30 protein-coding genes and 1 pseudogene are annotated in these 23,031 nt (G+C 68.2%); 10 read left to right on the top strand and 21 right to left on the bottom strand.

Annotated elements, in window-relative coordinates; all coding sequences use genetic code 11:
* Positions 1-70: 70 nt before the first annotated feature.
* From DM816_RS04680 to dut, 4 genes are read right to left on the bottom strand one after another with little or no spacing between them, the layout of a single operon-like run.
* The gene (locus DM816_RS04680; protein WP_117208807.1) at positions 71-745 is read right to left on the bottom strand and encodes a DUF3159 domain-containing protein; all 675 of its coding nucleotides are present in this window, start codon (positions 743-745) and stop codon (positions 71-73) included.
* Positions 742-1,158: an OB-fold nucleic acid binding domain-containing protein gene (locus DM816_RS04675; RefSeq protein WP_117208806.1), complete on the bottom strand. Its 417-nt coding sequence runs from the start codon at positions 1,156-1,158 to the stop codon at positions 742-744. The genes DM816_RS04680 and DM816_RS04675 overlap by 4 nt, the downstream gene beginning before the upstream one ends.
* Positions 1,159-1,168: 10 nt before the next feature.
* The gene (locus DM816_RS04670; protein ID WP_246001558.1) at positions 1,169-1,966 is read right to left on the bottom strand and encodes a DUF3710 domain-containing protein; all 798 of its coding nucleotides are present in this window, start codon (positions 1,964-1,966) and stop codon (positions 1,169-1,171) included.
* Between the two features lie 9 nt (positions 1,967-1,975).
* A complete protein-coding gene (gene dut / locus DM816_RS04665; RefSeq protein ID WP_117208804.1) occupies positions 1,976-2,494 on the bottom strand; it encodes a dUTP diphosphatase in 519 nt (172 codons plus the stop codon).
* Between dut and DM816_RS04660 the strand changes: the two genes are divergently transcribed.
* Positions 2,475-2,939 carry a DUF3093 domain-containing protein gene (locus DM816_RS04660; protein WP_281274292.1) on the top strand — a complete coding sequence of 155 codons (465 nt, stop codon included), beginning with the start codon at positions 2,475-2,477 and terminating at the stop codon, positions 2,937-2,939. The genes dut and DM816_RS04660 overlap by 20 nt on opposite strands.
* A gap of 30 nt (positions 2,940-2,969) precedes the next feature.
* Here the strand turns inward: DM816_RS04660 and DM816_RS04655 are convergent, their stop codons facing one another.
* The gene (locus DM816_RS04655; RefSeq protein WP_117208802.1) at positions 2,970-3,770 is read right to left on the bottom strand and encodes a hypothetical protein; all 801 of its coding nucleotides are present in this window, start codon (positions 3,768-3,770) and stop codon (positions 2,970-2,972) included.
* Positions 3,771-3,797: 27 nt separating this feature from the next.
* Positions 3,798-4,094, bottom strand: a complete 297-nt coding sequence (locus DM816_RS04650) for a DUF4193 domain-containing protein (RefSeq protein WP_117208801.1) — start codon at positions 4,092-4,094, stop codon at positions 3,798-3,800.
* Between the two features lie 327 nt (positions 4,095-4,421).
* Between DM816_RS04650 and DM816_RS04645 the strand changes: the two genes are divergently transcribed.
* Positions 4,422-4,931 carry a LytR C-terminal domain-containing protein gene (locus tag DM816_RS04645; RefSeq protein WP_170318781.1) on the top strand — a complete coding sequence of 170 codons (510 nt, stop codon included), beginning with the start codon at positions 4,422-4,424 and terminating at the stop codon, positions 4,929-4,931.
* 5 nt (positions 4,932-4,936) lie between these two features.
* Here the strand turns inward: DM816_RS04645 and DM816_RS04640 are convergent, their stop codons facing one another.
* On the bottom strand, positions 4,937-5,758 hold the full coding sequence (locus tag DM816_RS04640; RefSeq protein ID WP_117208799.1) for an inositol monophosphatase family protein: 822 nt from the start codon (positions 5,756-5,758) through the stop codon (positions 4,937-4,939).
* A 110-nt stretch (positions 5,759-5,868) separates the two neighbouring features.
* Between DM816_RS04640 and DM816_RS04635 the strand changes: the two genes are divergently transcribed.
* The gene (locus tag DM816_RS04635) at positions 5,869-7,563 is read left to right on the top strand and encodes an RNA polymerase sigma factor (protein ID WP_117208798.1); all 1,695 of its coding nucleotides are present in this window, start codon (positions 5,869-5,871) and stop codon (positions 7,561-7,563) included.
* 312 nt (positions 7,564-7,875) lie between these two features.
* Positions 7,876-8,100, top strand: a complete 225-nt coding sequence (locus DM816_RS04630; protein ID WP_117208797.1) for a DUF7455 domain-containing protein — start codon at positions 7,876-7,878, stop codon at positions 8,098-8,100.
* Positions 8,101-8,252: 152 nt separating this feature from the next.
* Here the strand turns inward: DM816_RS04630 and DM816_RS04625 are convergent, their stop codons facing one another.
* A complete protein-coding gene (locus DM816_RS04625) occupies positions 8,253-8,702 on the bottom strand; it encodes a pyridoxamine 5'-phosphate oxidase family protein (protein ID WP_117208812.1) in 450 nt (149 codons plus the stop codon).
* 95 nt (positions 8,703-8,797) lie between these two features.
* Here DM816_RS04625 and DM816_RS45130 point away from each other — a divergent pair, with 95 nt between their 5' ends.
* Positions 8,798-9,355, top strand: a complete 558-nt coding sequence (locus DM816_RS45130; protein WP_281274291.1) for a sigma factor-like helix-turn-helix DNA-binding protein — start codon at positions 8,798-8,800, stop codon at positions 9,353-9,355.
* Between the two features lie 13 nt (positions 9,356-9,368).
* On the opposite strand, the gene DM816_RS04615 is transcribed toward DM816_RS45130, so the two are convergent.
* The 4 genes from DM816_RS04615 to DM816_RS04605 all read right to left on the bottom strand — a co-directional run bounded on the left by DM816_RS04615 (position 9,369) and on the right by DM816_RS04605 (position 12,310).
* Positions 9,369-11,069, bottom strand: coding sequence for a DEAD/DEAH box helicase (locus DM816_RS04615; RefSeq protein WP_117208796.1), 1,701 nt, complete (start codon positions 11,067-11,069; stop codon positions 9,369-9,371).
* A gap of 11 nt (positions 11,070-11,080) precedes the next feature.
* The gene (locus DM816_RS42200; protein ID WP_162907114.1) at positions 11,081-11,224 is read right to left on the bottom strand and encodes a hypothetical protein; all 144 of its coding nucleotides are present in this window, start codon (positions 11,222-11,224) and stop codon (positions 11,081-11,083) included.
* 10 nt (positions 11,225-11,234) lie between these two features.
* A complete protein-coding gene (locus DM816_RS04610; RefSeq protein WP_117208795.1) occupies positions 11,235-11,987 on the bottom strand; it encodes a hypothetical protein in 753 nt (250 codons plus the stop codon).
* A gap of 77 nt (positions 11,988-12,064) precedes the next feature.
* Entirely contained in the window at positions 12,065-12,310 is a 246-nt protein-coding gene (locus DM816_RS04605) for a DUF3039 domain-containing protein (protein ID WP_117208794.1), read from the bottom strand.
* Positions 12,311-12,363: 53 nt separating this feature from the next.
* Between DM816_RS04605 and DM816_RS04600 the strand changes: the two genes are divergently transcribed.
* From DM816_RS04600 to DM816_RS04590, 3 genes are all read left to right on the top strand, one after another.
* Positions 12,364-13,326, top strand: coding sequence for a pseudouridine-5'-phosphate glycosidase (locus tag DM816_RS04600; protein WP_117208793.1), 963 nt, complete (start codon positions 12,364-12,366; stop codon positions 13,324-13,326).
* A 90-nt stretch (positions 13,327-13,416) separates the two neighbouring features.
* A complete protein-coding gene (locus tag DM816_RS04595) occupies positions 13,417-14,283 on the top strand; it encodes a carbohydrate kinase family protein (protein WP_117208792.1) in 867 nt (288 codons plus the stop codon).
* 13 nt (positions 14,284-14,296) lie between these two features.
* Positions 14,297-14,629, top strand: a complete 333-nt coding sequence (locus tag DM816_RS04590; protein WP_117208791.1) for a DUF3099 domain-containing protein — start codon at positions 14,297-14,299, stop codon at positions 14,627-14,629.
* 3 nt (positions 14,630-14,632) lie between these two features.
* Here DM816_RS04590 and DM816_RS04585 read toward each other — a convergent pair whose 3' ends face one another.
* The 3 genes and pseudogenes from DM816_RS04585 to DM816_RS04575 all read right to left on the bottom strand — a co-directional run bounded on the left by DM816_RS04585 (position 14,633) and on the right by DM816_RS04575 (position 16,961).
* Positions 14,633-15,571, bottom strand: coding sequence for an acyl-ACP desaturase (locus DM816_RS04585; protein WP_117208790.1), 939 nt, complete (start codon positions 15,569-15,571; stop codon positions 14,633-14,635).
* 24 nt (positions 15,572-15,595) lie between these two features.
* Positions 15,596-16,225, bottom strand: a pseudogene (locus DM816_RS04580) (lysophospholipid acyltransferase family protein); the annotation flags it as partial.
* A 4-nt stretch (positions 16,226-16,229) separates the two neighbouring features.
* Positions 16,230-16,961 carry an alanyl-tRNA editing protein gene (locus DM816_RS04575; RefSeq protein WP_117208788.1) on the bottom strand — a complete coding sequence of 244 codons (732 nt, stop codon included), beginning with the start codon at positions 16,959-16,961 and terminating at the stop codon, positions 16,230-16,232.
* Between the two features lie 95 nt (positions 16,962-17,056).
* On the opposite strand from DM816_RS04575, the gene DM816_RS04570 reads away from it, so the two are divergent.
* Positions 17,057-18,019, top strand: coding sequence for an NAD(P)-dependent alcohol dehydrogenase (locus DM816_RS04570; RefSeq protein ID WP_117208787.1), 963 nt, complete (start codon positions 17,057-17,059; stop codon positions 18,017-18,019).
* Here the strand turns inward: DM816_RS04570 and DM816_RS42195 are convergent.
* From DM816_RS42195 to DM816_RS04560, 3 genes are read right to left on the bottom strand one after another with little or no spacing between them, the layout of a single operon-like run.
* A complete protein-coding gene (locus DM816_RS42195; RefSeq protein ID WP_162907113.1) occupies positions 18,009-18,197 on the bottom strand; it encodes a hypothetical protein in 189 nt (62 codons plus the stop codon). The two genes, DM816_RS04570 and DM816_RS42195, sit on opposite strands and share 11 nt — an antisense overlap.
* A 17-nt stretch (positions 18,198-18,214) precedes the next feature.
* Positions 18,215-18,637, bottom strand: a complete 423-nt coding sequence (gene dtd / locus DM816_RS04565) for a D-aminoacyl-tRNA deacylase (RefSeq protein WP_117208786.1) — start codon at positions 18,635-18,637, stop codon at positions 18,215-18,217.
* The gene (locus DM816_RS04560; RefSeq protein ID WP_117208785.1) at positions 18,625-20,049 is read right to left on the bottom strand and encodes a DUF7782 domain-containing protein; all 1,425 of its coding nucleotides are present in this window, start codon (positions 20,047-20,049) and stop codon (positions 18,625-18,627) included. The genes dtd and DM816_RS04560 overlap by 13 nt, the downstream gene beginning before the upstream one ends.
* Positions 20,050-20,088: 39 nt before the next feature.
* Between DM816_RS04560 and DM816_RS04555 the strand changes: the two genes are divergently transcribed.
* The gene (locus tag DM816_RS04555) at positions 20,089-20,598 is read left to right on the top strand and encodes a VanZ family protein (protein WP_117208784.1); all 510 of its coding nucleotides are present in this window, start codon (positions 20,089-20,091) and stop codon (positions 20,596-20,598) included.
* Here the strand turns inward: DM816_RS04555 and DM816_RS04550 are convergent.
* The 3 genes from DM816_RS04550 to DM816_RS04540 are packed head-to-tail and all read right to left on the bottom strand — an operon-like array spanning position 20,522 to position 23,027.
* Positions 20,522-21,367: a DNA glycosylase AlkZ-like family protein gene (locus DM816_RS04550; protein WP_117208783.1), complete on the bottom strand. Its 846-nt coding sequence runs from the start codon at positions 21,365-21,367 to the stop codon at positions 20,522-20,524. The two genes, DM816_RS04555 and DM816_RS04550, sit on opposite strands and share 77 nt — an antisense overlap.
* A complete protein-coding gene (locus tag DM816_RS04545; RefSeq protein ID WP_117208782.1) occupies positions 21,364-22,113 on the bottom strand; it encodes an ABC transporter permease in 750 nt (249 codons plus the stop codon). The genes DM816_RS04550 and DM816_RS04545 overlap by 4 nt, the downstream gene beginning before the upstream one ends.
* Positions 22,110-23,027 carry an ATP-binding cassette domain-containing protein gene (locus tag DM816_RS04540; RefSeq protein ID WP_170318777.1) on the bottom strand — a complete coding sequence of 306 codons (918 nt, stop codon included), beginning with the start codon at positions 23,025-23,027 and terminating at the stop codon, positions 22,110-22,112. The genes DM816_RS04545 and DM816_RS04540 overlap by 4 nt, the downstream gene beginning before the upstream one ends.
* Positions 23,028-23,031 lie beyond the last annotated feature (4 nt).

Below are 23,031 nucleotides of genomic sequence, written 5' to 3'. Positions count from 1 at the left end.
AACCCCCGGGACCGCCCCCAACCTCGCGCCCACCCCACGCCACCCAGCCCAACCGAACCCAACCCAACCACTAAGAAAGCGCAGGCTCTTCCCGCCGCACCCGCCGAATAGCCCAAAAACTCACCGCAATCAGCAGAGCAAACACCGGATACCCCAACGCAATCCGCGCCACCCCCAACGCCGTGGCATAGTCCGCGTAGTAAAGCGCGCTCTGGATCGACGCCTTGAGCAGGAACACGGTCGCCCACAGCCCCGTCAGCCAGCCGAACAGGCGCCGCTGCCGCACCTCGGCTCGCCAGTCGCCCTTGCCGCCGTTGGCGATGATCGTCCACAACCACCCGACCAGCGGGTGTCCGATCACGATCGACCCGAACAGCAGCACGACATAACCCAGGGTGATGAAGATGCCGGGAAGGTAGAACGCCCGCTCCTCACCCGTGTCCCAGGCAAGCCACGCGCCGAGTGCGATACCGAACAGCCCGTTGATCGCAAACCGCATCGATTCCTTGCGGGCCAGCCGCAGCAGCGCGATGCCGACCGCCACGACGACCGCCGCGATGATGGCGATTTTCAGCGTGAAACGATCCGGGGCAGGCGGCGAGGGCATCGCCCAGCCCAACACGAGATTGGCGATCACGAAGACGGTGACCGGGATGCCTGACTCGATGATTCCCTTTAACCCGCCCAGCTGCTGCGACATCTGCTCGGCGAACGGGGGTAGCTCTTCCTCAGTCGTGCTTTTCATCTCGCCGCTTCCAGCTCGTAGTGCGGGTTGTATATGACCTTGCGCCCGTCGCGCAGCGCGACCCGGCCGCGTGCGGTCAGCGCCCGGCCCGGTTCGACGCCCGGGATGTGGCGCCGGCCCAGGAAAACCAGTGTGACCACGTCGGTGCCGTCGTAAAGGTCGGCCTCGAGGGTTGGCAGGTTTGTACGCGGAGTATAGACGACCGTGCGCAGTCTTCCGGTCACGCTGACGAGCTGTCCGCGGTGGACGTCCTCCACACACTCGCACCCGGCCCGTTCGGTTTCCTCGCGCAGCTCCTCGGACTCGAGCTCCTGCTCCGAGGCGGTCAGTCGATGCAGCACGCCCTTGAGCCCGCGACCTCGCGTGTTGGCACTCGTGGCGGCGGTCCCTCGGCGCGTGTCATCGGTGGCCATGGCAACCAGCCTAATCCCGTCTCGGCCGGGGTGAAGGCTTGCGTTTGGGCGGCGGGGGTGCTTCTTCTGCGGGTTGGGCCGCCGGGGCCGGCGCGGCGGGTGGGTCGGCGGAGGGCTCGGCACCGCCCGGTCGCATGTGTTCGGGCAGCTGAAGCGGTAGTGCCTCGCGGGTCGGCCGGGCCTCTTCGCCCCGGCGCACCACGAGGCCGGTCAAGCAGCCGTCGAGCGGGCCGGCCTCGGCGGGGTCGATCGCCGCCGGTCCGCGATAGACCGCGCGGATCATCCAACGTGGACCGTCGACCCCGATGAACCGCAGGTCGTCAAAGCCCTCCTGGGTGCGCAGCCGCGCGCGTAGCTCGGTGCCCCAGCGTCCGGGCACCTCGTCGGACGCCACGCCGTCGGCGAACAGCGACTTGCGGATCTCGTCGCGCACCTCGTCCCACAGGCCGTCGGTGCGCGGCGCGGCGAACACGCCCAGCTGCAGCGAGTTGGCCTCGTGCATGAGCATCAGCTGCTGGATCATGCCGCGCTCGTCGGCCTGCATCCGGATCTCGATCCCCTCGATCGCGGGAAGCAGCAGGCTGCCGAGGTCAACCCGGTCTCCGGGCGGGGCATCGGCGAAGTCGAACGGCCCGAGCGGGCGAACGTCCTGCGGAGGCGGTGCGTCAGGCGAGCTCGGGCCCGGCTCGACCAGGTCCAGCTCCTCCAGCATGGCGGCCCGCCGCGCGCGCCGCTCGTCGCTCTTCGACAGGACCGCGCCCTCCGCCTTATGGTGACGTCCCGCTCCTCGTCGTCGCGAGAAGATCACTTTTCCTCCTCAGCTCCCGGTCGAGCCGTGCCCGCCGGTGCCCCTCGCGGAGTCGGTCAGATTCTCGACGCCGTGGAAGTGTGCCCGCTCCACACGCTGAACGACAAGTTGCGCGATCCGGTCACCGCGCACAATCTTGGCGGCGCTCACCCGATCATGGTTAATTAAATTAACCAAAATTTCTCCGCGGTACCCCGAATCGACCGTCCCGGGCGCGTTGAGCAACGTGAGCCCCTTCTTGGCGGCGAGCCCCGAACGGGGATGCACCAGCCCCACGAACCCGTCGGGCAGCGCGATGGCCACGCCGGTGCGCACCAGCCTGCGCTCGCCCGGGGGGATCACCGCATCCTCGGCCGCGTAAAGATCCGCGCCCGCGTCACCTGGATGTGCGTATGAGGGCAACGGCAGATCCGGGTCCAGCTGGAGCACCGCAACCGGCACAACGTCGGGATTCACTACAACAACCTCCGGGGGAACGGCGACTTCGCCGGCATCGTATCGTCGGGCTGTGACATCCTCGGACCACATCGCACCGGCAAGGGTTCGTTATCTAGAACGACTCAACGTGCCCTGGTGGATGTGGGTGTTCGTGCTGGGCGTGGCCAGCGTGCTCGCCGCCGAGATCGGCCTGGGCGCCTCCGGCGTGCGCACCTGGCTGCCGTTTGCCCTGCTCCTGCCGGCTCTCACGGCCGGGATGTGGTCGCTGGGACGAGTCAAGATCCGTGTGGCGGACGGCGAACTCCACGTCGACGACGCGCACATCCCGCTGCGCTTCATCGCCGACGTCATCCCGCTGGATGCCGACGACCGCCGCCTGCTGCTCGGACCGGGCGCCGATCCGCTCGCGTTCGTCATCCAGCGCCCGTGGATCCGCGGTGCCGTGCAGATCGTGCTCAACGACCCCGACGACCCCACGCCGTACTGGGTGATCAGCACCCGCCACCCGGAAAAGCTCGCCGCCGCCCTGCGCTGAGCCGGGAGTCGCGTTTGGACAGCCGGCTGCTCAGCCGGCCGAGGGCAACTCCGGCCGCTTGCCGTAGCGCAGGCGCAGGTCACGGCTCACATCGTCGCCCAGCCTGCGCGTGGCCCGGCGGTTGAGGTAGCTGGCCACGGCCGCGCCGGTCAGCAGTGGGCCCAGCGTGGTCAGGTTACGGCCGAACCGCTTGAGGATCATGTCGCGCAGCTGCTTGCGCGTTGCCGTCCCGAGCACGGTGGCCACGCCGGTGCCCGGCACCATCGGGTTGACCCCGCGCCGCGCGGCCCACGCCTGCAGCAGCGTCACCGCCCGCTGCCCCTGCGTGCCCAGGATCGGGTGCCCGTAGACCTCGTGCAGCTCGCCGATCAGCTTGAGCTCGATCGCCACCACCGCGACCGTCTCCGTGGCGAGCAGGACCGGCATGGTCAGCAGCGTCGGCGGCGCGGCCCACTCCACCGCGGCGATGCCCCCGCCCACCGCTCCCACGCTCGCGGTCGCCCGGGCGGCGTTGCGCACCAGCCGCTCGGCCAGCGCGTCGCCATCCAGGCCCGGAAAGTGCGCACGCAGCGTGTCGAGGGTGCGCACCGGCACGTGCGGCGCCAGATCCGACACCGCGTCGGTGATCCACCCGACGGCCTTGCGCGGGGCAAAGAGCTGCTTGACCCCGCGCTGCCTCAGCCCGTCGAGCATTCGGCCGAGCAGCTTTGCCCGGCTTTTCCGGTCCATGTCGGACTCGGCCAGTCCGGCGACCGCGGTCGCCAACTCCTCGCCGCGAGGAGCATCGTTGGCGCCGCGGCTGAGATCGTCGCCTGATCGGTCCGTCGTCATGGACCTATCTCACCGCACGAAGTCAACTCACGCACACTCGCGGCAGATCAGCTCCCCATTGCGCTCACCGGCCAACTGGCTGCGGTGATGCACCAGGAAGCAGCGCGAGCAGCGGAACTCATCGGCCTGCATGGGTACCACCTTGACCGTCAACTCTTCGTCGGCAAGATCCGCGCCGGGTAGGTCGAAGGTCTCAGCGGCTTCCGCCTCGTCGATGTCCACGCTGCCCGACTGCGAGTCGACGCGCCTGGCCTTGAGTTCCTCCAGGCTGTCCTCGCCGAGGTCGACCTCGTCTCGGCGCGGGGCGTCGTAGTCGGTAGCCATAGATTGTCACACTCCCAATATGTGTTCTTCCCCAACGAGCGCGACACTTTAACGCGTCCGTGTGGGAGTTGTACGCGCGCGGGGCGCGAATTGTTCCCGATGTGACCGACCCGACAGGCCCGGGGGGTTGCGCCGGTCGTCGTGAGCACGCCAGTCGGGAGACAAAGGTAGGGGTGGCTCCCGTAAGATCCGGCGCGGCACGCCGGAGACTTTTGACGAAAGTTGGCCATCCTCGACGGGTCGCCTCCTCGCCCGCGCCCGGAGACGATAACCTCTGGCGCAACTGGTCTCTGTTACGGGGAGCGAATACACATGCACATGACGCGGATTCGGGCTCTGGCGGTTGTCGGCATCCTGGCAATTGCCGCGATTGTTCTCGTCGTCGTCACAGTGACCAGGGACACTCAGAGCGATGGATCCGCAGCGCAGAAGTGCAAGCCCGGCCACGTCCCGGTGAGCCTGGACCTGCCCGAGTCGGAGTCCGAGATCAAAATCAACGTCTTCAATGCGACGAACCAGGCCGGCCTGGCCAACAACGTCGCCGCGGACTTCAAGAACCGGCGCTTCCAGGTCGACAAGATCCAGGACGCGGAGCAGGACGAGCCGGACGAGGTGGCGATCCTGCGCTACGGCCCGAAGGCCATCGGCGCGGCGCATCTCCTGCGGGCCTACTTCCTCGACGACAGCGAGCGGCAGTTCGATCTCCAGCGTGAGGACGAGTTCGTCGACGTAGTGATCGGTGGCCGGTTCAAGCAGCTGGCCACGCCGACCGAGATGCGCCAGTCGGTCGCGATTTTAGGAAGACCGGAGCTTCCACCGGGTACCTGCGAGGGGTGAGCCGGTCAGGGACCCCCAGCGGCATCCAGTTCCGAGAGCACGTCATGCAGCTGCGGATGCAGAGCGGGCGGGGCCACCAGCACGAGATCGTGCCCGGGCGGCCTGCCGTGCAGACCCGTCATGAGCAGGCCCGCCTCGCGTGCGATGAGCCCGCCCGCGGCCATGTCCCACGCGTTGAGGCCCTTCTCGTAGAACGCGTCGACCTGGCCCTCCGCCGCGGCGCACAGGTCCAGTGCGGCAGAGCCCATCCGGCGGATGTCGCGCACCCGGGGCAGCAGCCCGGCGACGACCCGGCCCTGGTGCGCCCGGCGGGCGGCGATGTAGGCGAACCCGGTGGCCACGAGCGTCTGCGCGAGGTCGGTCTGGGTCGAGCCGGTAAGCCTGCGGCCGTCGCGCCACGCGCCGTGCCCCCGGGCCGCGGTCCACACCCGGCCCGTGGCCGCGTTGTGCACGACCCCCGCGACGACCTCGCCGTCCAGCTCGGCCGCGATCGAAATGGCGTACTGCTCGATGCCGTAGAGGTAGTTGACTGTCCCGTCGATCGGGTCGACGATCCACCGCACCTGGCTGTCGCTGGACGCCGTGCCCAGGTCCGTGCCGAGCTCCTCGCCCAGCATGGCGTCGCCCGGCCGCACGGCCCGCAGGGCGTCGCTGATCAGGCGCTCGACCGCCGTGTCGGCGGCCGTCACGACGTCGGTGATGGTGCTCTTGGTGCCGAAATCGGTGATCGCCTCGGCGCGCATTCGCTGCGCCATGGCCGCCGCCTCGGCCGCGATCGGTACCGCTATTCGCAAAAGCTCTTGTTCGCTCAGGCCCACTCTTGCCATCCTGGCAAAACTGGGCGGGCCGCGCCGCCGTCAGTTACCTACGACACGGCGCTACAATTCACGCCTGCCAAGTGCTCACGCAGAAATCGCCTCGCCTCGGAAGGTCATCCGTGACTGAAGCTCGCCAGATCGGCGTAGACGTACGCTCGCTCACCGACATGCTGATCGCCCAGGCCGCAGGCCATGGCGGCAGGCTGACCCCGGCGCAACTGGCGAGTTCGGTGGAGGCCGCCGCGGTGACCCCCGCACAGACCAAGAAGTTGCTGCGCGCCCTTTTGGAGGCCGGCGTGACCGTCGAGGTGGACGACTCGTCCAACAACAACCGTCGCAAGGTGGCCGCCGCTCGCGCTGCCACGCCGGCGTCCAAGGCGACGACGGCCAAGACAACCACACCGAAGCAGGCCAAGTCGGCCGCCGGAGCGCCGGGCGCGCCCGGTGCCGCCGTCGAGGACAAGCCGGAGAAGCCCGTCAAGGCCGACAAGCCGGCGAAGGCGACCAAGGCCGCGGCCAAGAAGACCGCCCCCGCCGCGGAGAAGGGCGACAAGCCCGCCGACGCCGACAAGCCGGCCAAGGCCGCGGGCGACAAGCCCCTGAAGGCCGTCAAGGCCCCGGCGAAGAAGGCGGCCAAGGCGGCGACGCCCAAGTCCGACAAGGTGGAGAAGAAGGCCGACGAGGCCGGTGCGCCGAAGCTCGAGACCGACGAGCCCGACGGCGCGGAGCTCGATGTCGAGGATCTGGCCGCCGAGCTCGAAGACGTGGTGGTCGACGAGCCCGCCGAGCTGGTGCAGGCCGCCGAGGCCGACGCCGAGCAGTCCGACGACTTCGAGTGGGACGCGGAGGAGTCCGAGGCGCTCAAACAGGCGCGCAAGGACGCCGAGCTGACCGCGTCGGCCGACTCGGTGCGCGCCTACCTCAAGCAGATCGGCAAGGTGCCGCTGCTCAACGCCGAGCAGGAGGTGGAGCTCGCCAAGCGGATCGAGGCCGGTCTCTACGCCTCGGAGCGGCTGCGAGTGTCCGATGAGGAGGGTGTCGAGCTCTCCCGTGAGCTGCAGCGCGATCTCATGTGGGTGTCGCGCGACGGCGAGCGGGCCAAAAACCATCTGCTGGAGGCCAACCTGCGCCTCGTGGTGTCGCTGGCCAAGCGTTACACGGGTCGCGGCATGGCGTTCCTGGATCTGATCCAGGAGGGCAACCTCGGCCTGATCCGCGCGGTGGAAAAGTTCGACTACACCAAGGGCTACAAGTTCTCCACCTACGCCACGTGGTGGATCCGCCAGGCCATCACCCGCGCCATGGCCGACCAGGCCCGCACCATCCGCATCCCCGTGCACATGGTCGAGGTCATCAACAAGCTCGGCCGCATCCAGCGCGAGCTGCTCCAGGATCTCGGGCGCGAGCCCACCCCGGAGGAGCTGGCCAAGGAGATGGACATCACGCCGGAGAAGGTCCTGGAGATCCAGCAGTACGCTCGCGAGCCGATCTCGCTGGACCAGACGATCGGCGACGAGGGCGACAGCCAGCTCGGTGACTTCATCGAGGACTCCGAGGCCGTGGTCGCCGTCGACGCGGTGTCGTTCTCGCTCCTGCAGGATCAGCTGCAACAGGTGCTTCAGACCCTTTCGGAGCGTGAGGCGGGGGTTGTCCGTTTACGCTTTGGGCTTACCGATGGACAGCCGCGCACGCTTGACGAGATCGGCCAGGTTTACGGTGTGACCCGCGAGCGGATCCGCCAGATCGAGTCGAAAACCATGTCTAAGCTGCGGCATCCCTCGCGCTCGCAGGTGTTGCGCGACTATCTCGATTAGTCCGTCAGGCGTATCGACCAAACGTACCGATCTCGCGACTGAGCGTATGTCCGCTCGCGGGTGGAACCCGTATCGGCTCGCCATGTGATCGTTGACGTGGCACGCTTGTGGGGCGGCAGACTGTCCGCAAAGCAACACCCCAGGTAGGCTTCCGGTTCGGTACCTGCCGACCCAGGCTCCACCTGTGACCTAGGTCCCCCGTGGTCATATTGGGAAGTCGTTCAGTAGCACCGATGTTGAACGATGCGTGGGTAGGAGCAAGCTGATTGAGATCTTGAGCAAATCATCGGTGACGACCAGAGGAGGAAGGCGATGACCCAGACCCTCACGCCGCCGCCAGAGGCGACGGCCATCCCTGCCGCCGATGAACGGTGCGACCGCTGCAACGCGGCGGGCAAGTTGCGCGTGAAGCTGGCCGGTGGGGGCGAGCTGGTGTTCTGTGGACACCACGCGAACAAGTACGCAGACGACCTAGTCAAGATCGCTGTCGAGGTTTCGGCAGACCCCGAGTTCACCTGGCGTGGCTCCAACAACTGATCTTGAGGCTTGACGCAAGGGCGTGTCCTTCCCCAAGGACACGCTCTTGCTGTTTCCACAGCGGCTGAGGTTGAACGCTTCACGATCAACCTCAGCCGCGTCAAGATCACGGCTTCGCCTGAATACCAAATCTGCGGGAGTCGCAGCAGGGCCTATAGCCAGCGGCCGTCGCGCATAAGGTCTCGGTCCTTGAGCTCGTTGACCTCGCGCCACGCCTGGATCAGCCGTGGCCTGACCCGGAAGTACGGGTAGTCGCCCTTCGCCTGGCGCGGGTCGAATCCGGCCTTCGCGGCGAACGCGTCGCCGAGCTCAGTGGGCATCTCGTGCCGCTCGATGGTCTGCACGGTCCCCTCGATCAGGACCACGTCGCGCACCAGCCCGATACCGATCCGGACCAGCCCGCTGGAGCGCAGGTTGCGTGCGGTCGGGTTCTTCACGGCCGTGGACAGCAGGAGCGTCGAGCCATCCCACAGGAACGACAGCGGCATCAGATAGGGCGTGCCGTCGGGTGAGGCCGTGGCGATCCACCCGTCGACGTCGTGTTCGAGCCGGTGGAGCGTGTCTTGCTTGCGTTGCTGGAGCGTGCGGGGCGGAGGGTTCACGTTTCGGATCATGTCACATGCGCCCCGGCCGATCTGTCAGTAGTTCTGCGAGCGCGGGCCGGAGCGGGCCGACGAGGTGTGCCCCGAGCAGGACCGTGCTCGCCGACTCCGTCGGGCTGGCCCTGCTCGTCGTGCTGGACACGCTGGAGCCCGCGGAGCGCCTGGCATTCGTGCTGCACGACATGTTCGCGGTCCCGTTCGACGAGATCGCCACGATCATCGGATGCCGCCCGGCCGCCGCCCGGCAGCTGGCCAGCCGGGCTCGCAGGAGGGTCCAGGGCGCCCCCAGAGCCCGACCAGCGCGCCAGCGCCGGGTCGTGGACGTGTTCCTGGCGGCCTCGCGCCGCGGGCAGTTCGACACGCTGCCGGCCTGCTCGACCCCGACGTCGCGTTCCGCCCGGCCGCGGCGGCGCTCATGGGCGGCCCCGGCCAGGCACGCGGCGCCGAAGCGGTCGCGGGCTTCTTCTCGGGTCGTGCGCAAGGCGCCGAACTCGCGATGTTCGACGGCGGCGTCGGCGAGCTCGTCCGCACGCCCGCCCACGGGCAGCGTCCGCATCGCCCTGCGGTTCACGGTCCAGGACGACCGCATCATCGCCGTCGATGTCACGGCCGACCCTGAACATCTGTTCAATGTGGACTACACGGTGCTTTGATCTCGCACGGAAATTACAGCGACTGGATCATCGCGATGCGCTCTTCGAGTTGCTCGATGGTGGCCTGCGCGCTGGGCGGGCCGCCGCATCGGGTGCGCAGCTCGGAGTGGATTTTGCCGTGGGGCAGGCCCGTGCGGTGGTGATGCGCGGCCACGAGCGCGTTGAGCTGCCGTCGCAAGTGGACACGGCGCTCCGCCGCCGACATGTCGCGCACCATTTCCCGCTGTGGCTGCGCGGGTGCGACCGTCTTTGAGCGCCGCACGGAGGCCGCCTGCTCGGCCTGGCGCTTGGCCAGGAGCACTGCCACCTGCTCGGCCGTGAGCAGGCCGGGCAGGCCCAGGAACTCCTCCTCCTCGCGCGTGCCCGACTGCGCCGGCAGGCCGAATGTCGCGCCGTCGAAGATGACCTGGTCGAGCTCAGCGGTGGCGGACAGCGCCTCCCAGCCCTTGGTCAGCTCGTCGCTGGCCTTTTCGGCCTTCTGCGCCTGCTCGAGAAGGAGATCTTCCTCCTTCTTCGACGGCCCGCCGAGCACGTGATCGCGCGCGACCTCCATTTCGCTTGCCAGGCCGAGCAACTGCGGCACGCTGGGCAGGAACACGCTCGCGGTCTCACCGGACTGGCGGGCCCGCACGAAGCGCCCGATCGCCTGGGCGAAATAGAGCGGGGTGGAGGCGCTGGTCGCGTACACCCCGACGGCCAATCGAGGGATGTCGACGCCCTCGGACACCATGCGCACCGCGACCATCCACTTCTCCGACGGGGTCGCCGAAAAGGAAGCGATCTTGTCGGACGCGCCCTTGTCATCAGACAGCACGACGACCGGCTTCGCGCCCGTGACCCGCTCCAGCAGCCGGGCGTATGACCGGGCCGCCTGCTGATCGGACGCGATCACCAACCCACCCGCGTCGGGCATGCCACCCGCCCGTAGCACCGAAAGGCGCGCATCGGCGGCCTTGAGCACCTGCGGCATCCAGTCGCCGCCCGGATCGAGCGCCGTGCGCCACGCCTGGGCGATGAGGTCTTGCGTGAGCGGCTCGCCGAGCCGGACCGCCAGCTCGTCACCCGCGCTGGTGCGCCAACGGGTTTCGCCGGAATAGGCGAGAAAGATGACCGGCCGCACGACGCCCTCGGCCAGCGCATCACCGTAGCCGTAGACCGAGTCGGCCCGGCTGCGCAGCACTCCCCCGCCCACCTGCTCGTAGGTCACGAACGGGATCGGGTTTTCGTCGGACCGAAACGGCGTGCCGGTGAGCATCAGCCGCCGCTCGGCCTGCTCGAACGCGAGCTTCACGCCGTCGCCCCAGCTGCGCGAGTCGCCGGCGTGGTGGATCTCGTCGAGGATCGCGAGCGTGCGCCGGGTGAGCGTCCGTCGCAAGTGGACCTGCGGGGCCATGCCGACCTGCGCATAGGTCACGACAACCCCGTGGAAGTCGGACGAGGTGTGCACGTCGGCGTTGCGGAAGTTGGCGTCGAGCTGGATGCCCACCCGTGCCGCGGCCTTGGCCCACTGCAACTTCAGGTGTTCGGTCGGGGCCACGACCGTGACCCCGTCGACCGTGCCGTCGGCGAGCAACTCGGCCGCGATGCGCAGCGCGAACGTCGTCTTGCCCGCACCGGGCGTGGCCACCGCGAGGAAATCTGGGCTGCGCCGCCTCAGGTACTCGAAAAGGGCCTTACGCTGCCAAGCACGAAGGGGCGGAAAGGATTCGAGCACGAGGAGGGAGTCTACTGGTCGGCGGTCGCGTCGGTCGCACCGCTCAGCCGGGGGCGCTGGGCTGACCAGCCGCGCAGCAGCGCAGTGAGGCGCACCACGAAGATGAGCACGCCGGCCAGGTCGGCGATCAGCAGTGCCCAGCTCCGACCGTCCACTTGCGAGAAGTTACCCGGGGGTGGTCAGGTAGGCGCGGATGTTGGGCAGGCTGCTGTCCGTGACGCCGTAGAGTGCCCAGGGTTTGGTCAGCACCTGCCGGTCGGGCCCGTTCATGCCCATGAGCAGGCGGGCGAAGCGGGTCGCGGCACGGCCGTCAAACATGATCCAGTCCACGTAATGGTCGCCCGGGTAGAGCTCCGGCACGAGGCAGTCCCACTCCGGGTCGTTGGCGTACCCGAGCACCCACACCACATTGGTGACCTCAAGCTCCTCGAACCGCTCCCGCACGCGCTGCCACATGGCACGATATTCGGCGGCGGTGCCGGCCTCGCCCGGCTGGTCGTCACACCCGTCCGCCCTGGTCACGCCCGACTCCGGGGCGTGGTGCAGGGCCAGGAAGATCTTCTTGGGCGCGATCGACTCGATGGCGGCGGCCGCCTCGTCAATTTGCTCCGGCGTCACGTCGGCCCACCTTTCGGTGGGGCGCCAATTGATCAACAGGTGCGCGTCTTCCGTGGTGGTGATGATCGACGGAAACTCGCCCTCGATCGCATCGACCCATCCGATGTCGGAGGCCGGCCAGGGGCGGCAGGAGTTGACCAGAATCGCGCTGGTCACGCACGTGGTCGTCGTCGCCGCGGCCGGAGCGGGCGGGATCGGCTCCGGCTCCTCAAGCAGAGGTGGAGGGGTGGTCGCGGTGGTCGCGCAGCCTGCGGTCAACGTCGCGATCAAAATCGTGATGAGGGGGTACCGGCGGAGCACTTGACTTCCTCTCGCAGCCCTCCGGGGCCAGGGCTGCGATAAGGAAGTTACCTAAGTTAAGCGAAGTTGACCAGGCCCTACTCGGAAAGCGACTCGTAGATTTCCTTGCACTCCGGACAAACCGGGAATCGATTGGGGTCGCGGGACGGCACCCACACCTTGCCGCACAGGGCGACACAAGGCGTGCCCTCGATCATCGCCTGCATGAGCTTGTCTTTATCGGTGTAGTGCGACAGCCGCTCGTGATCACCTTCGTCGAGCCGATAGTCGACACGCTCTTCAAGGATGGTGCCTGTATTGGGCGAAGAAGTTGGCGTAGTCACTCACACATTCTCTCAGGTCGGCGCCTCAACTCCCAGTGTGATTCGATGGAGTCATGATCCAAGTCGCTGATCACGTCGCGGAGGTCCTGCGCGCGGGCGGGCCGGTCGTCGCGCTCGAAAGCACGATCATCTCGCACGGCCTGCCCCGCCCGGACAACCTGCGCATCGCGCACGAGATCGAGGATGAGGTGCGCTCGCATGGGGCGGTGCCCGCGACGATCGGCATGGTCGAGGGCCGCATCGTCGTCGGGCTCTCCGCGCACGAGCTGGAGCGGCTGGCGAACTCCGACCACGTGGCCAAGCTTTCCGTGCGCGATCTGGCGATCGCCGCCGCCACGAAGGCGGACGGCGCGACCACCGTGGCGAGCACGAGCGCGATCGCCCACGCGGCCGGGATAAGGGTGTTCGCCACCGGCGGGCTGGGCGGCGTGCACCGGGAGGCGTTCGACGAGTCGGCCGATCTGGTCACGCTCGCCCGCACCCCCATCGCCGTGGTGTGCGCGGGGGTGAAGTCGATCCTCGACATCGGCGCGACGCTCGAACGGCTGGAGACCCTGGGCGTCGGCGTGGTCGGCTACGGCACGAACCGCTTCCCGGGCTTCTTCATCACCGACAGCGGGCACCCGCTGGACTGGAGCCTGGACACGCCGGGCGAGATCGCTTCCGTGCTGCAGGCCCAGGCCGCGCAGCGGGTCAACGGCGCGGCGCTGGTGGTTGCCAACCCGCTGCCGGACAGCGAGCAGCTCGATCCGGCGCTGCACGACCGGGTACTGGCCGAGGGTCTGTCCATTGTGGAGCGCGACCGGGTGACGGGCAAGAACGTGACGCCCGTGCTGCTTTCGCATTTCCATGCGGCCACGCAGGGCGCGAGCCTCGCGGTGAACGTGCGGATCATCCTGCGCAACGCGGCGCTCGCGGCCCAGATCGCCGTGGCCCTCGCGACGTCTTCCAGCAGCGGGTCTGCCCGGATCGCTGCGCACCCGGACACACCCGCACAAGAGCACGGCTTCGCCTGAACTGTGTTTCCGCAGCGACAAGCGTCGGATCGCTTCGCGCCCGATCCTTGTCGCACAAGAACACAGCTTCGCCTGAACGGAGTTTTTCGCATGATCGTTACGGTCGGGGATCTCGTCACGGACGTGCTGGCCGTGTTGCGCGCGCCGCTCGCTCCGGGCTCGGACACGCCCGCCACCATGCACGTCTCCGGCGGTGGGCAGGCGGCCAACACGGCGGCCTGGCTGGCGTGGCTGGGGCAGCCCGTGACGTTCGTCGGCGCGGTCGGCGACGACCAGGCGGGCCGCGACCGGTTGGCCGAACTGCACGCGGCCGGGGTGGGCACCCAGGTCAGCGTGCGGCCGGGGGCGAGCACGGGCAGTATCGTGGTGCTCACCTACCAGGGCGAGCGCACGATGATCAGCGATCGCGGGGCCAACCTGCTGCTCGCACCGTCCGATGTGGACGCTGCACTGGAAATGGGCGCGACCCATCTGCATCTGTCCGGATACACGCTGCTGGACCAGGCCTCCCGCCCCGCGGGCCGGGCCGCGCTGGCCGCGGCGCAGGCCCGAGGCGTACGCACCAGCGTCGATGCGTCGTCGGCCGCGCCTTTGCTTGCGGCGCAAGGGTTCCTGGAGTGGGTACAGGGCGTGGACCTGCTGATCGCGAACGAGGACGAGGCGGCGGCGCTCATCGGCAGTGAAGATCAGGCCGCCAAATTGGCACACGCCATCGGCGCCTCGGCCGTCGTCAAGCACGGCCCACGCGGCGCCACCTGGGCCGGGCCGGAAGGAGTCATGCACCTGCCCACCGAACCGGTCCACGTGGTGGACGCCACGGGAGCGGGCGACGCCTTCGCCGCCGGACTGCTCGCGGGCTGGTCATACGCCAACAGCGTCGAGATCGCCCTGCGCGAAGGGTGCCGGCTGGGGGCCCAGGCGGTAGGGCACGTGGGTGCCCGCCCGCCACATGAGTGACAGTATGAAAGGTATGAAGCGGGCCGCCCCCATCCTGATCACCGACGCGAAGATCTCCCAAGAGGAGGAGCTCCGCCGGCGGGAGCGGCGCTACATCCTGATGATGGGCACGCGGGCGCTGTGCCTGATCCTCGGCGCGGTGCTGGTCATGCTGAAGGTCCCGCTGCTGGGTCTGTGGCTGCCGCTGTGCCTGGTGGGGATGGTCCTGCTGCCCTGGCTCGCGGTGATCCTGGCCAACGACCGCCCGCCCAAGGACCAGCACCGGCTCAAGCGCTACCGCAACAACACGGCTCCCTCAAACGCGCTGCCCAGCCAGGCGAGCGGCCGCACGATCGACGCCGACTGACGGTCAGGCCGCCTGGCTCGTCAGCCGGCCCGCCAGACGATCGGCGCGCTGGGACCGCTTCTCCTCGAAACGGGTGGCGCCCTGGTCAAGCTCGGCCATGAAGCCGGCCAGCTCCTCGCGCGCCGCCTCGCCGTCGCCGCTCAGGCCGGTGCGCCCGAAGATGTCGAGCTGGCGCAGGATCGGTGTGAGCACCTCGTCGTGGTGGATCCGGAGGTCATAGATGCCCGCGAGGGCGATCTGGACCGATTTGCGAGCGAAGTTTTCGATTCCATGGCCCGGCATCTGGAACCGCGTGACCACGTCGGTGATCGCTCGCATGGTCGCGTCGGGTGCGAGCTCGAACGCGGCCGTGAGCAGGTTGCGATAGAACAGCATGTGCAGGTTTTCGTCCGCCGCGACCTTGGCGAGCAGCTGGTCGCAGATCGGGTCGCCGCTGACCCGCCCGGTGTTGCGGTGTGAGACGCGGGTCGCGAGCTCCTGGAACGAGACATACGCGATGGAGTGCAGTGCGCCGCCCGTGTGGTCGGAGGTGAACCCGCCGCCCATGTGCACCATGCGGGCCCGCTCCAGCGCGATCGGATCCACCGCGCGGGTGGTCAACAGGTAGTCGCGGATCGCGATCCCGTGCCGGCCCTCCTCGGCGGTCCAGCGGTGCACCCACGTGCCCCACGCCCCGTCGCGCCCGAAGAGGACCGCGATCTCGTGGTGGTAGCTGGGCAGATTGTCCTCGGTGAGCAGATTGACGATCAGCGAGGTGCGGGCGACCTCGGACAGGGTGGACTGGCCGGGCTCCCACGCCTGCCCGCCGAGCACGCCGTCGAAGTCGCGCCCCTGGCTCCACGGCACATACTCGTGCGGAAACCACTCTTTGGCGGTCGCAAGATGGCGGTTGAGGTTGGTTTCGACGACGGGTTCAAGCTCGCGCAGCAGGGCTGGGATCATGCTAACCAACGGTACCGTAACCTACGGTCCCGTAGCCACCTGTTCCCGGGCCTGATCCAAGAGTTTGGCCATCCGTTCACGCAGCAGCGGCGTGGCGTCCTCGCGCCGGCTCACCGCCAGCGGCTCGCCGACGACGATCGAGATCGGCACATGTCGCTGGAGCAGGTTGCGTGGCCTGCCCTTGGTCCACAGCTGTTGCGTGCCCCACAGCGCCATCGGGATCAGCGGGACCCCTGCAGCGCCCGCCATCCGGGCGGCCCCGCTCTTGAGCTCCTTCACCTCGAACGTCTCGCTGATCGTGGCCTCAGGAAACACACCCACCACCTCGCCCGCCTTGAGCGCGGCCAGCGCGGCCTTATAGGAGGCGAGACCGGCCTCGCGGTCCACCGGGATGTGGTGCATCGCGCGCATCAGCGGGCCGGCGATCCGATTGGCGAAGATCTCCTGCTTGGCCATGAACCGGACCAGGCGCTTGGACGGCTGCGCGGCGAACCCCGCGAAGATGAAGTCGAGATAGCTCACATGGTTGCTGGCGAGCACCGCGCCGCCCGCGCGCGGGATGTGCTCGCCGCCAGTCACCGTGATGCGCAGATCCATGACCCGGAACAGCGTTTTGGCCAGCCCGATGACCGGCGGATAGACCAGTTCTGCCATGGTGTCAGACCAGCCTGACCCGCACGCGGCGGTTGGCCTTGCCCTTGCTCTCCACCTTCACGATCTCAAGCTTGCCGATCTGCTTGGTCGACGCGACGTGCGTGCCGCCGTCGGCCTGCACGTCCAGACCGACGATGTCGACGATGCGGATCTCCGTCTCGTCGGCCGGGATCAGGTTGGACTGGGTGCGGATGATGTCGGGCAGCGCCAGCGCCTCGTCGCGCCCGAGCACCTTCGTCACGACCCGGCGGTCCTCGGCGACCTCCCGGTTGACGAGCTCTTCGAGCCTTGCTTTGAAATCGGGGGGTACCTCGGGGAGGTTGAAGTCCATCCGCGCCTCCCCCGGCTCCATGTTGCCGCCGGTCACCAGGGCGCCAAAGTCACGGAACACGACCCCGCACAGCACATGCAGACCCGAATGCGTCCGCATGAGCAGGCTGCGCCGCGTGTCCTCCACCGCGCCGACGACCTGCGTGCCGACCGGCGGAACCGGGTCGCCCTCGGCGGGGATCAGGTAGAGGTCGTCGCCCTTGCGCGTGCCCACGATGCGGGTCTCGACGCCCTGCCACAGCAGCACACCGTGGTCGGGTGGCTGCCCGCCGCCGCCCGGATAGAACGCCGACTTGTCCAGCACGATGCCCTCGTCGTCGGCGTGCACGACCGTGCAGGCCCACTCGCGCAGCGTCGGATCGGCGAGGTCGAGCCGCTCGGTGCGGCCGTGATGCGTGACTCCCATGCGCCTGACACTACTGCGACCCGGCTGGTCGCCCTCCGGCGCGGCTTGACAGCCTTACGGCGTAAGGTACCCTTACAGCGTAAGAGGGGTGAAAGATGAGAGCGATTATCCAAGACCGATATGGAGCACCCGAGCAGGTGCTCAAGCTGCAAGAGATCAAGCGCCCACCGTTGCGCGAGGAAGACGTGCTGATTCGGGTGCGCGCCACCAGCGTGAACACGCCCGACTGGGCAACGGTGGCCGGGATTCCCTATGTCCTGCGGCTGCGGTCGGGGCTTCGGCGGCCGCCCAACCCGGTGCGCGGCACCGATGTCGCCGGCATCGTCGAGGCCGTGGGCGCCAGGGTGAGCGATCTGCGGCCGGGTGACGAGGTGTTCGGTTCCCTCTGGGACGGCACACCGACCGTCGGTGGCGCGTTCGCGGAGTTCGCGGCCGTTGCGGCGACCCAGGTCAGCAAGAAGCCCGCAGGGCTCACGTTCGAGGAGGCTGCGGGATCCGTCATGTCGGGGCTCACCGCGTTGCTCGCCATGCGTGACGTGGGCAAGGTCGGGTTGGGGACTCGGGTCTTGATCAACGGCGCGTCGGGCGGGGTCGGGACATTTGCGGTGCAGATCGCCGCGGCGCTGGGCGCTGAGGTCACCGGCGTGTGCAGCACCAGAAACCTCGATCTCGTGCGCTCGCTCGGGGCGGCCGAGGTCATCGACTACACAAGGGAAGGTCTCGGGGGCCGCTACGACGTCATCCTGGACAACGTGCTGAACCATCCACCGAAGGCGATGGCACGGCTGCTCGCCGCCGACGGGGTGTTCATTCCCAACAGTTTGGGCAACACCGGAGGCCTGTTCGCCGCGTTGCCGAGGATGGCGCGAGCGGCCAGGCTGGGACGGTTCGTGAGGTGTGTGGTTGACCGAGACAATCTGCGGGCGCTCGCTGCCTATCTCGAATCGGGCGCTGTGCGCGTCGTCGTGGACCGGGCCTATCCGCTGCGCGAGGCGGGCGCGGCGGTGAGCCACATGCTGGGGCACCATGCCGTGGGCAAGGTCGTCATCACCGTCTGACGCGGAGCCTTTCCAGACCATCGAGGACCAGGTCGAGCCCGAACTCGAACTCGACCTGGTCGTCGGCGGGGGCCGTGGCCCGATCCACCGCCTCCTCGACCTCGCTCATGATGACGTCGACAACGCCATCGAGCACCGCCTCTTTGTTGGCCACGTGCGCTCTGGAGCGCATCGACATGGCCATACAGCGTAAGTCTACAGTTCGAGCAGTACCGTCCGGGGCCCGACGTTGGTCGAGGAGACCAGCATGTGGGCCCGGAACTGTCCCGTTTGGACAGTAGCTCCGCGAGCACGCAGCGCCTCGGCGAACGCGATGACGAGCGGCTCCGCGTGTGAGGCCGGAGCGGCGGCCTGCCACGTGGGCCGGCGGCCCTTGCGGGCGTCGCCGTACAGGGTGAATTGGCTGACCACGAGCACCGGCGCGCCGATGTCGGAGGCGGACTTCTCGTCGTCGAGGATGCGAAGCTCATACACCTTGCGCGCCAAGTGGGCCGCCGTCATGGGAGTGTCCGTGTGGGTCACGCCCAGCAGCACAAGCAGCCCGTCTTTGATCTCGCCCACGCATGCGTCGTCGACGGTGACGGACGCGTGGCTGACGGTTTGGACTACGGCTCGCACGGGAGAAGGATCCCACGCTCGACGAGGTGCTCCACGATCGGCACCATCACCTCGCGCAGCGCGTCGGGCGCGGCGTCATGCGCCTGCGCGAGCAGCTCTGCGACCGCGGACAGCGGGAGGTTGCCGTCGCAGCCGGACACGATCGACAGGATCAGTGGGTCGATCTCCTCAACCCAGCGCAGGCCGCTGGTCAACGCCAGCAGCTGCCGGTCGACGGCCCAGCCGTCCGCGCCGAACGTCGCCTCCTGGCGCAGCTGCAACCCGGGCGCCTGCCGGAAGCGGGCCGCGAACAGGTCACGGGAGGGCGAGCGCAGCCAGTCGCGCCGGTCGAACCACTCCGCCACAAGCGAACCCATGGGCTGGTCGATCTGCTGGCGCAGGTCTTCACAGACCACATGTGGATCATCCGCGAGACAGCGGCGTGCGGTGACCAGTCCAAAGCCGACGGCCGTGATGTCGTTGGCGTCGAACCAGTCCAGCCATTGCGCGACCCGCTGCGGGTCGTGTTCCTCGGAGGCGTCGGCCGTCCACAGGCGCACGTAATCGAGCGGATCCTGCACCTCGCGCTGGATGGCCCACACGTCCATGCCCGTGCCCGCGAACCATCCGGCGACCCGGTCTTCCCAGTCTTCGCCCCGCACGTGCGCCCAGTTGGCCAGGAATTGCAGCGTGCCGCCGGGGTTGAGCAGGCGCGACCCGACGGCCGCCAGTGAGGCGCACACGGCGTCTCCGGCCCGACCGGAATCGCGGTATGTGTGCGTCGCGAGGCCCGGCCCGACCACGAACGGTGGGTTGCTGACGACCAGGTCGTAGCGCTCATCCGGTACCAAATCGAAAAGATCTTTTTGAAGGATCTTCCACTCCAGCCCATTGAGCGCCGCATTGGTGGCGGCGAAGCTCAGGGCGCGCGCGGAAATATCGGTGACCGTCACGTGCTCGGCGTGCTGCGACAGGTGAAGGGCCTGCACACCGCAGCCGGTGCCGATGTCGAGCGCGGCACCGACCGGGCGGCGGATCGTCGAGTTGGCCAGCGTCGTGGAGGCGCCGCCGACGCCGAGCACATGCTCCTTCGGCAGCGGTTTGACCGGCAGGTCGGCCAGCAGCCACCAGTCGTGGTAGGGCTCAAGGTCCAGGCCCGCCATGTTGCCCTGGATGAGGCCGCAGGCGCGGGCGCTCGAAAGCGGCAGCGGGTGCAAAGCGCGCTCGATGGCGTCTTCGGGCTCGGACGTGCCGCAGATGAACAGGCGGATCAGCGTGTCGAGCCGATCTCCGTCTTTCGTCACGCGCAAGGCCTCGCGATAGTCGCTGCGCACCACGGCATCGGTGGCCGAGGGGCCGAGGCGCTCGGCGATCCCCTCGGACGTGAAGTCCGTCAAAGCTTCACGTAACCGCCGCACGTCTTCCAGGCTCATCAGCACATTCGCCACCGTATCGCGTGGCAGGATGGCCCGATGCAGCGGTTCGTGGTCCCGTGGGTGGTGACGCTCGCGCTGCTGCCCGTCGCCGGGCTCGCGATCGTCCTGTTGCGACAGTGGCGGCCGTCGCGATCATGGCGGAGGTCCGTGGCCGAGGTCGGAATGGTGCTCGGCACCCTGCCCTGGGTGTGGATGATTCTTCTTCCGGTACGGGTTCCGCCCGGCACGAAGCTGGCCCATTGGATCCCGTTGTCGGACGCGATCGAGCAGATCCGTGACGGGCACACCGTCATTCAGGTCGGGGGCAATCTGGGCCCGCTGTTCGCGCTCGGTTTCTTCGCCTCGCTGCGCTGGCCGTTCCTCAAGTGGTGGCACGTCCTGCTCATCGGGGCCGGGTGCTCGCTGCTTTTGGAAGTGCTGCAACGGGTTTTCGTGGCGGGGCGGGTGTTCAGCGTGGACGACATCCTGCTCAACGCGCTCGGAAGCGGGCTAGGTCGGCTAGTTCTGCGGCTAATCCCGCTTCGGGCACCGGGGCCCACGCGTTGACCTCGCCGTCGAGCGTCCACGTGCCGGCGACCCGCCCGTCGACGAGCACGACCGGCCGCAGGAACCCGCCTCCCCGCTGGACCTGCTTGGTGTGGACGGGATCGAGCGTGAAGGACCTGTCTTTATAGCCCAATAGGTACGGGTCGAGGAAGCCCAATAGCTTGACACGCGGCGGTTTGCGGGCCCTATGCGTGCGTTCCGGCCAGCTGGTGGGCTTGATGCCCGCCCATGCGGTGAAGTCGGCCGGTGTCGCTGGGCCGTAGCCGAGTTGGTATCGGCTGACGAGCTCGTCCAAACTGTGCTCTTCTGAAGGAGGCATGCGCACATATGTCTTGCCGCGCAGACACAGTGCGCCGCTCATGCCCGCGTATGCGAGCAGATGCGCCCGCGCCTGCCCTTCCAGGCCCATGCCGTCGAGCAGTTCCGCCCGCGTGCCCGGGAGCCGCTCCACCAGCTGCGGCACGGCCTTGGCGAGGTATTCGTCGGTCAGGCCCAGCTCCAGGCGCCTTCGGGTGAACTTGCGGATGAAGTGCGGCCCGAGCAGGGCCGTGAGCCAGCCCGCATCCTCGGCGGCCACCATGTGCAGCGTGCCGCGCATGAGCCAGTTGACGACGACGTCGCCCGGGTCGGTGTCGCGGGCGCGGGCCCGGATCGCATACGGCGCGATCCATTCGTCTTGCGCCTGCAGCCCGACGAGGCGCCGGACGACCTCGCCGCCCGTGTCGAGCGGTTCGCACAGGGCCTGCGAGGTCATCCGGGCTTCGATCATCGGCTCATTCTCTGATATCTCCTCACCGAGAGGGGGAAGAAGATGACGATGATCACCAGCGGCCAGGCGATCGCGAGCCAGATCGAGTCCTGCCCGCCGGGGTTGCCGAACAGCCAACGGATCGAGTCGACCGTCGCCGTGAGCGGGTTCCACTCGGCGATCTTCGCCAACACCGTCGGCATGTTGCCGGGCGAGACGAACACGTTGGACAGGAAGCTGATCGGCCAGATCAGGATCTGCAACGCCATCACCGATTCCGGGCTGCGCAGCAACAGTCCCAAGTAGATGCCGAGCCACAGCAGTGAAAAGCGGAGCAGCAGAAGCAGTCCGACCGCGGCCGCAGCCTTGACGGGACCGTTGTGCCAACTCCAGCCCATCAGCAGGCCGCACGCCATCAGGACCACCAGGTTGGCGGCCGAGTCCAGCATGTCGGCGCCCGCGCGGCCGAGCACGACCGCCGACCGCGCCATGGGCATCGAGCGGAAGCGATCCGTCACGCCCTTGTTCGCATCGGTGGAAATCGCGGTGAACGTGGCCTCGACACCGAAGGCCATGGTCATCGCGAACATGCCGGGCAGCAGGAACTCCTTGTAATCACCCCCTCCCGGCACGATCATGCTGCCGCCGAACAGGTACCCGAACATCAGCACCAGCATGATCGGGAAGATGAGGTTGACGATGAGCTGAAACGGTTGCCGGGCCCAATGCCGCAGTTCGCGGCCGACCAGAATCCAAGCGTCAGTCATTTCGAGGCACCGCCCGTCAGCTCCAGAAACACTTCGTCCAGGGTGGGCCGGCGCAGGCCGATGTCCTCCACGGCGATGCCCGCGTCCTCCAGCGCGCGGGCGACTTGCGTGAGTGTCGCGAGCCGGTCCTTCACCGGAACGCTGACGCGCCTGTTGTCAACGTCCACTTCGGACTCCGGCCCCAAGATGCCGCGTGTTGTTTCCAAGTCGGACGCGGAGCGCACCACGACGTCGAGGTGATCGATGCCCTTGAGGTCGTCGGGCGTTCCGTTGGCGATCACCCTGCCGTGGTCAATGATGCAGATCTGATCCGCGAGCTGGTCGGCCTCCTCCAGGTATTGGGTGGTCAGCAGGACCGTCGCACCCGAGCCGACCAGCCCGCGGACCGCCTGCCACACCTCGTTGCGCCCGCGCGGGTCCAGTCCGGTGGTTGGTTCGTCCAGGAACAGTACGGGCGGCGCGAGGATCAGGCTGGCGGCCAAGTCCAGCCGGCGGCGCATGCCACCGGAGTAGTCCTTGACCGCCTTGCGCCCCGTGTCCTGCAGACCGAACTGTTCGAGCAGCTCGTCGGCCCTTGTTGCCGCACGTTTCGAGCCGAGGTGATAGAGCCGGCCGAACATGACCAGGTTTTGCCGCCCGCTGAGGATCTCGTCAACGGCGGCGTGCTGCCCGACCAGGCCGATGCGCTCCTTGACCTGGCGGGCCTGCTTCACGACGTCGAAGCCGGCCACCGAGGCTGAGCCACCGTCCGGGCGGGTCAGGGTGGTCAGGATCCGCACGGCGGTGGTCTTGCCCGCACCGTTCGGCCCGAGCAGACCGCACACCGTGCCGCCTTTCACCTCAAGGTCGAGCCCGTCCAGCGCTGCTTTGTCGCCATAGTTCTTGCGTAGCCCTATACACTGTACGGAGTTCATTCCG

This window comes from Allorhizocola rhizosphaerae (assembly GCF_003426775.1).
In the GTDB taxonomy this organism is placed as follows: domain Bacteria; phylum Actinomycetota; class Actinomycetes; order Mycobacteriales; family Micromonosporaceae; genus Allorhizocola; species Allorhizocola rhizosphaerae.
This window is presented reverse-complemented; position numbering and strand designations above follow the sequence as displayed.

What these genes read in the sequence shown, in the direction of transcription:
- DM816_RS04680 (WP_117208807.1), bottom strand. Translation starts at nt 745, where the DNA reads ATGAAAAGCACGACTGAGGAAGAGCTACCCCCGTTCGCCGAGCAGATG.
- DM816_RS04675 (WP_117208806.1), bottom strand. Translation starts at nt 1,158, where the DNA reads ATGGCCACCGATGACACGCGCCGAGGGACCGCCGCCACGAGTGCCAAC.
- dut (WP_117208804.1), bottom strand. Translation starts at nt 2,494, where the DNA reads ATGTGGTCCGAGGATGTCACAGCCCGACGATACGATGCCGGCGAAGTC.
- DM816_RS04655 (WP_117208802.1), bottom strand. Translation starts at nt 3,770, where the DNA reads ATGACGACGGACCGATCAGGCGACGATCTCAGCCGCGGCGCCAACGAT.
- DM816_RS04650 (WP_117208801.1), bottom strand. Translation starts at nt 4,094, where the DNA reads ATGGCTACCGACTACGACGCCCCGCGCCGAGACGAGGTCGACCTCGGC.
- DM816_RS04640 (WP_117208799.1), bottom strand. Translation starts at nt 5,758, where the DNA reads ATGGCAAGAGTGGGCCTGAGCGAACAAGAGCTTTTGCGAATAGCGGTA.
- DM816_RS04630 (WP_117208797.1), top strand. Translation starts at nt 7,876, where the DNA reads ATGACCCAGACCCTCACGCCGCCGCCAGAGGCGACGGCCATCCCTGCC.
- DM816_RS04600 (WP_117208793.1), top strand. Translation starts at nt 12,364, where the DNA reads ATGATCCAAGTCGCTGATCACGTCGCGGAGGTCCTGCGCGCGGGCGGG.
- DM816_RS04595 (WP_117208792.1), top strand. Translation starts at nt 13,417, where the DNA reads ATGATCGTTACGGTCGGGGATCTCGTCACGGACGTGCTGGCCGTGTTG.
- DM816_RS04590 (WP_117208791.1), top strand. Translation starts at nt 14,297, where the DNA reads ATGAAGCGGGCCGCCCCCATCCTGATCACCGACGCGAAGATCTCCCAA.
- DM816_RS04585 (WP_117208790.1), bottom strand. Translation starts at nt 15,571, where the DNA reads ATGATCCCAGCCCTGCTGCGCGAGCTTGAACCCGTCGTCGAAACCAAC.
- DM816_RS04575 (WP_117208788.1), bottom strand. Translation starts at nt 16,961, where the DNA reads ATGGGAGTCACGCATCACGGCCGCACCGAGCGGCTCGACCTCGCCGAT.
- DM816_RS04570 (WP_117208787.1), top strand. Translation starts at nt 17,057, where the DNA reads ATGAGAGCGATTATCCAAGACCGATATGGAGCACCCGAGCAGGTGCTC.
- DM816_RS42195 (WP_162907113.1), bottom strand. Translation starts at nt 18,197, where the DNA reads ATGTCGATGCGCTCCAGAGCGCACGTGGCCAACAAAGAGGCGGTGCTC.
- DM816_RS04560 (WP_117208785.1), bottom strand. Translation starts at nt 20,049, where the DNA reads ATGAGCCTGGAAGACGTGCGGCGGTTACGTGAAGCTTTGACGGACTTC.
- DM816_RS04555 (WP_117208784.1), top strand. Translation starts at nt 20,089, where the DNA reads ATGCAGCGGTTCGTGGTCCCGTGGGTGGTGACGCTCGCGCTGCTGCCC.
- DM816_RS04550 (WP_117208783.1), bottom strand. Translation starts at nt 21,367, where the DNA reads ATGATCGAAGCCCGGATGACCTCGCAGGCCCTGTGCGAACCGCTCGAC.
- DM816_RS04545 (WP_117208782.1), bottom strand. Translation starts at nt 22,113, where the DNA reads ATGACTGACGCTTGGATTCTGGTCGGCCGCGAACTGCGGCATTGGGCC.
- DM816_RS04540 (WP_170318777.1), bottom strand. Translation starts at nt 23,027, where the DNA reads ATGAACTCCGTACAGTGTATAGGGCTACGCAAGAACTATGGCGACAAA.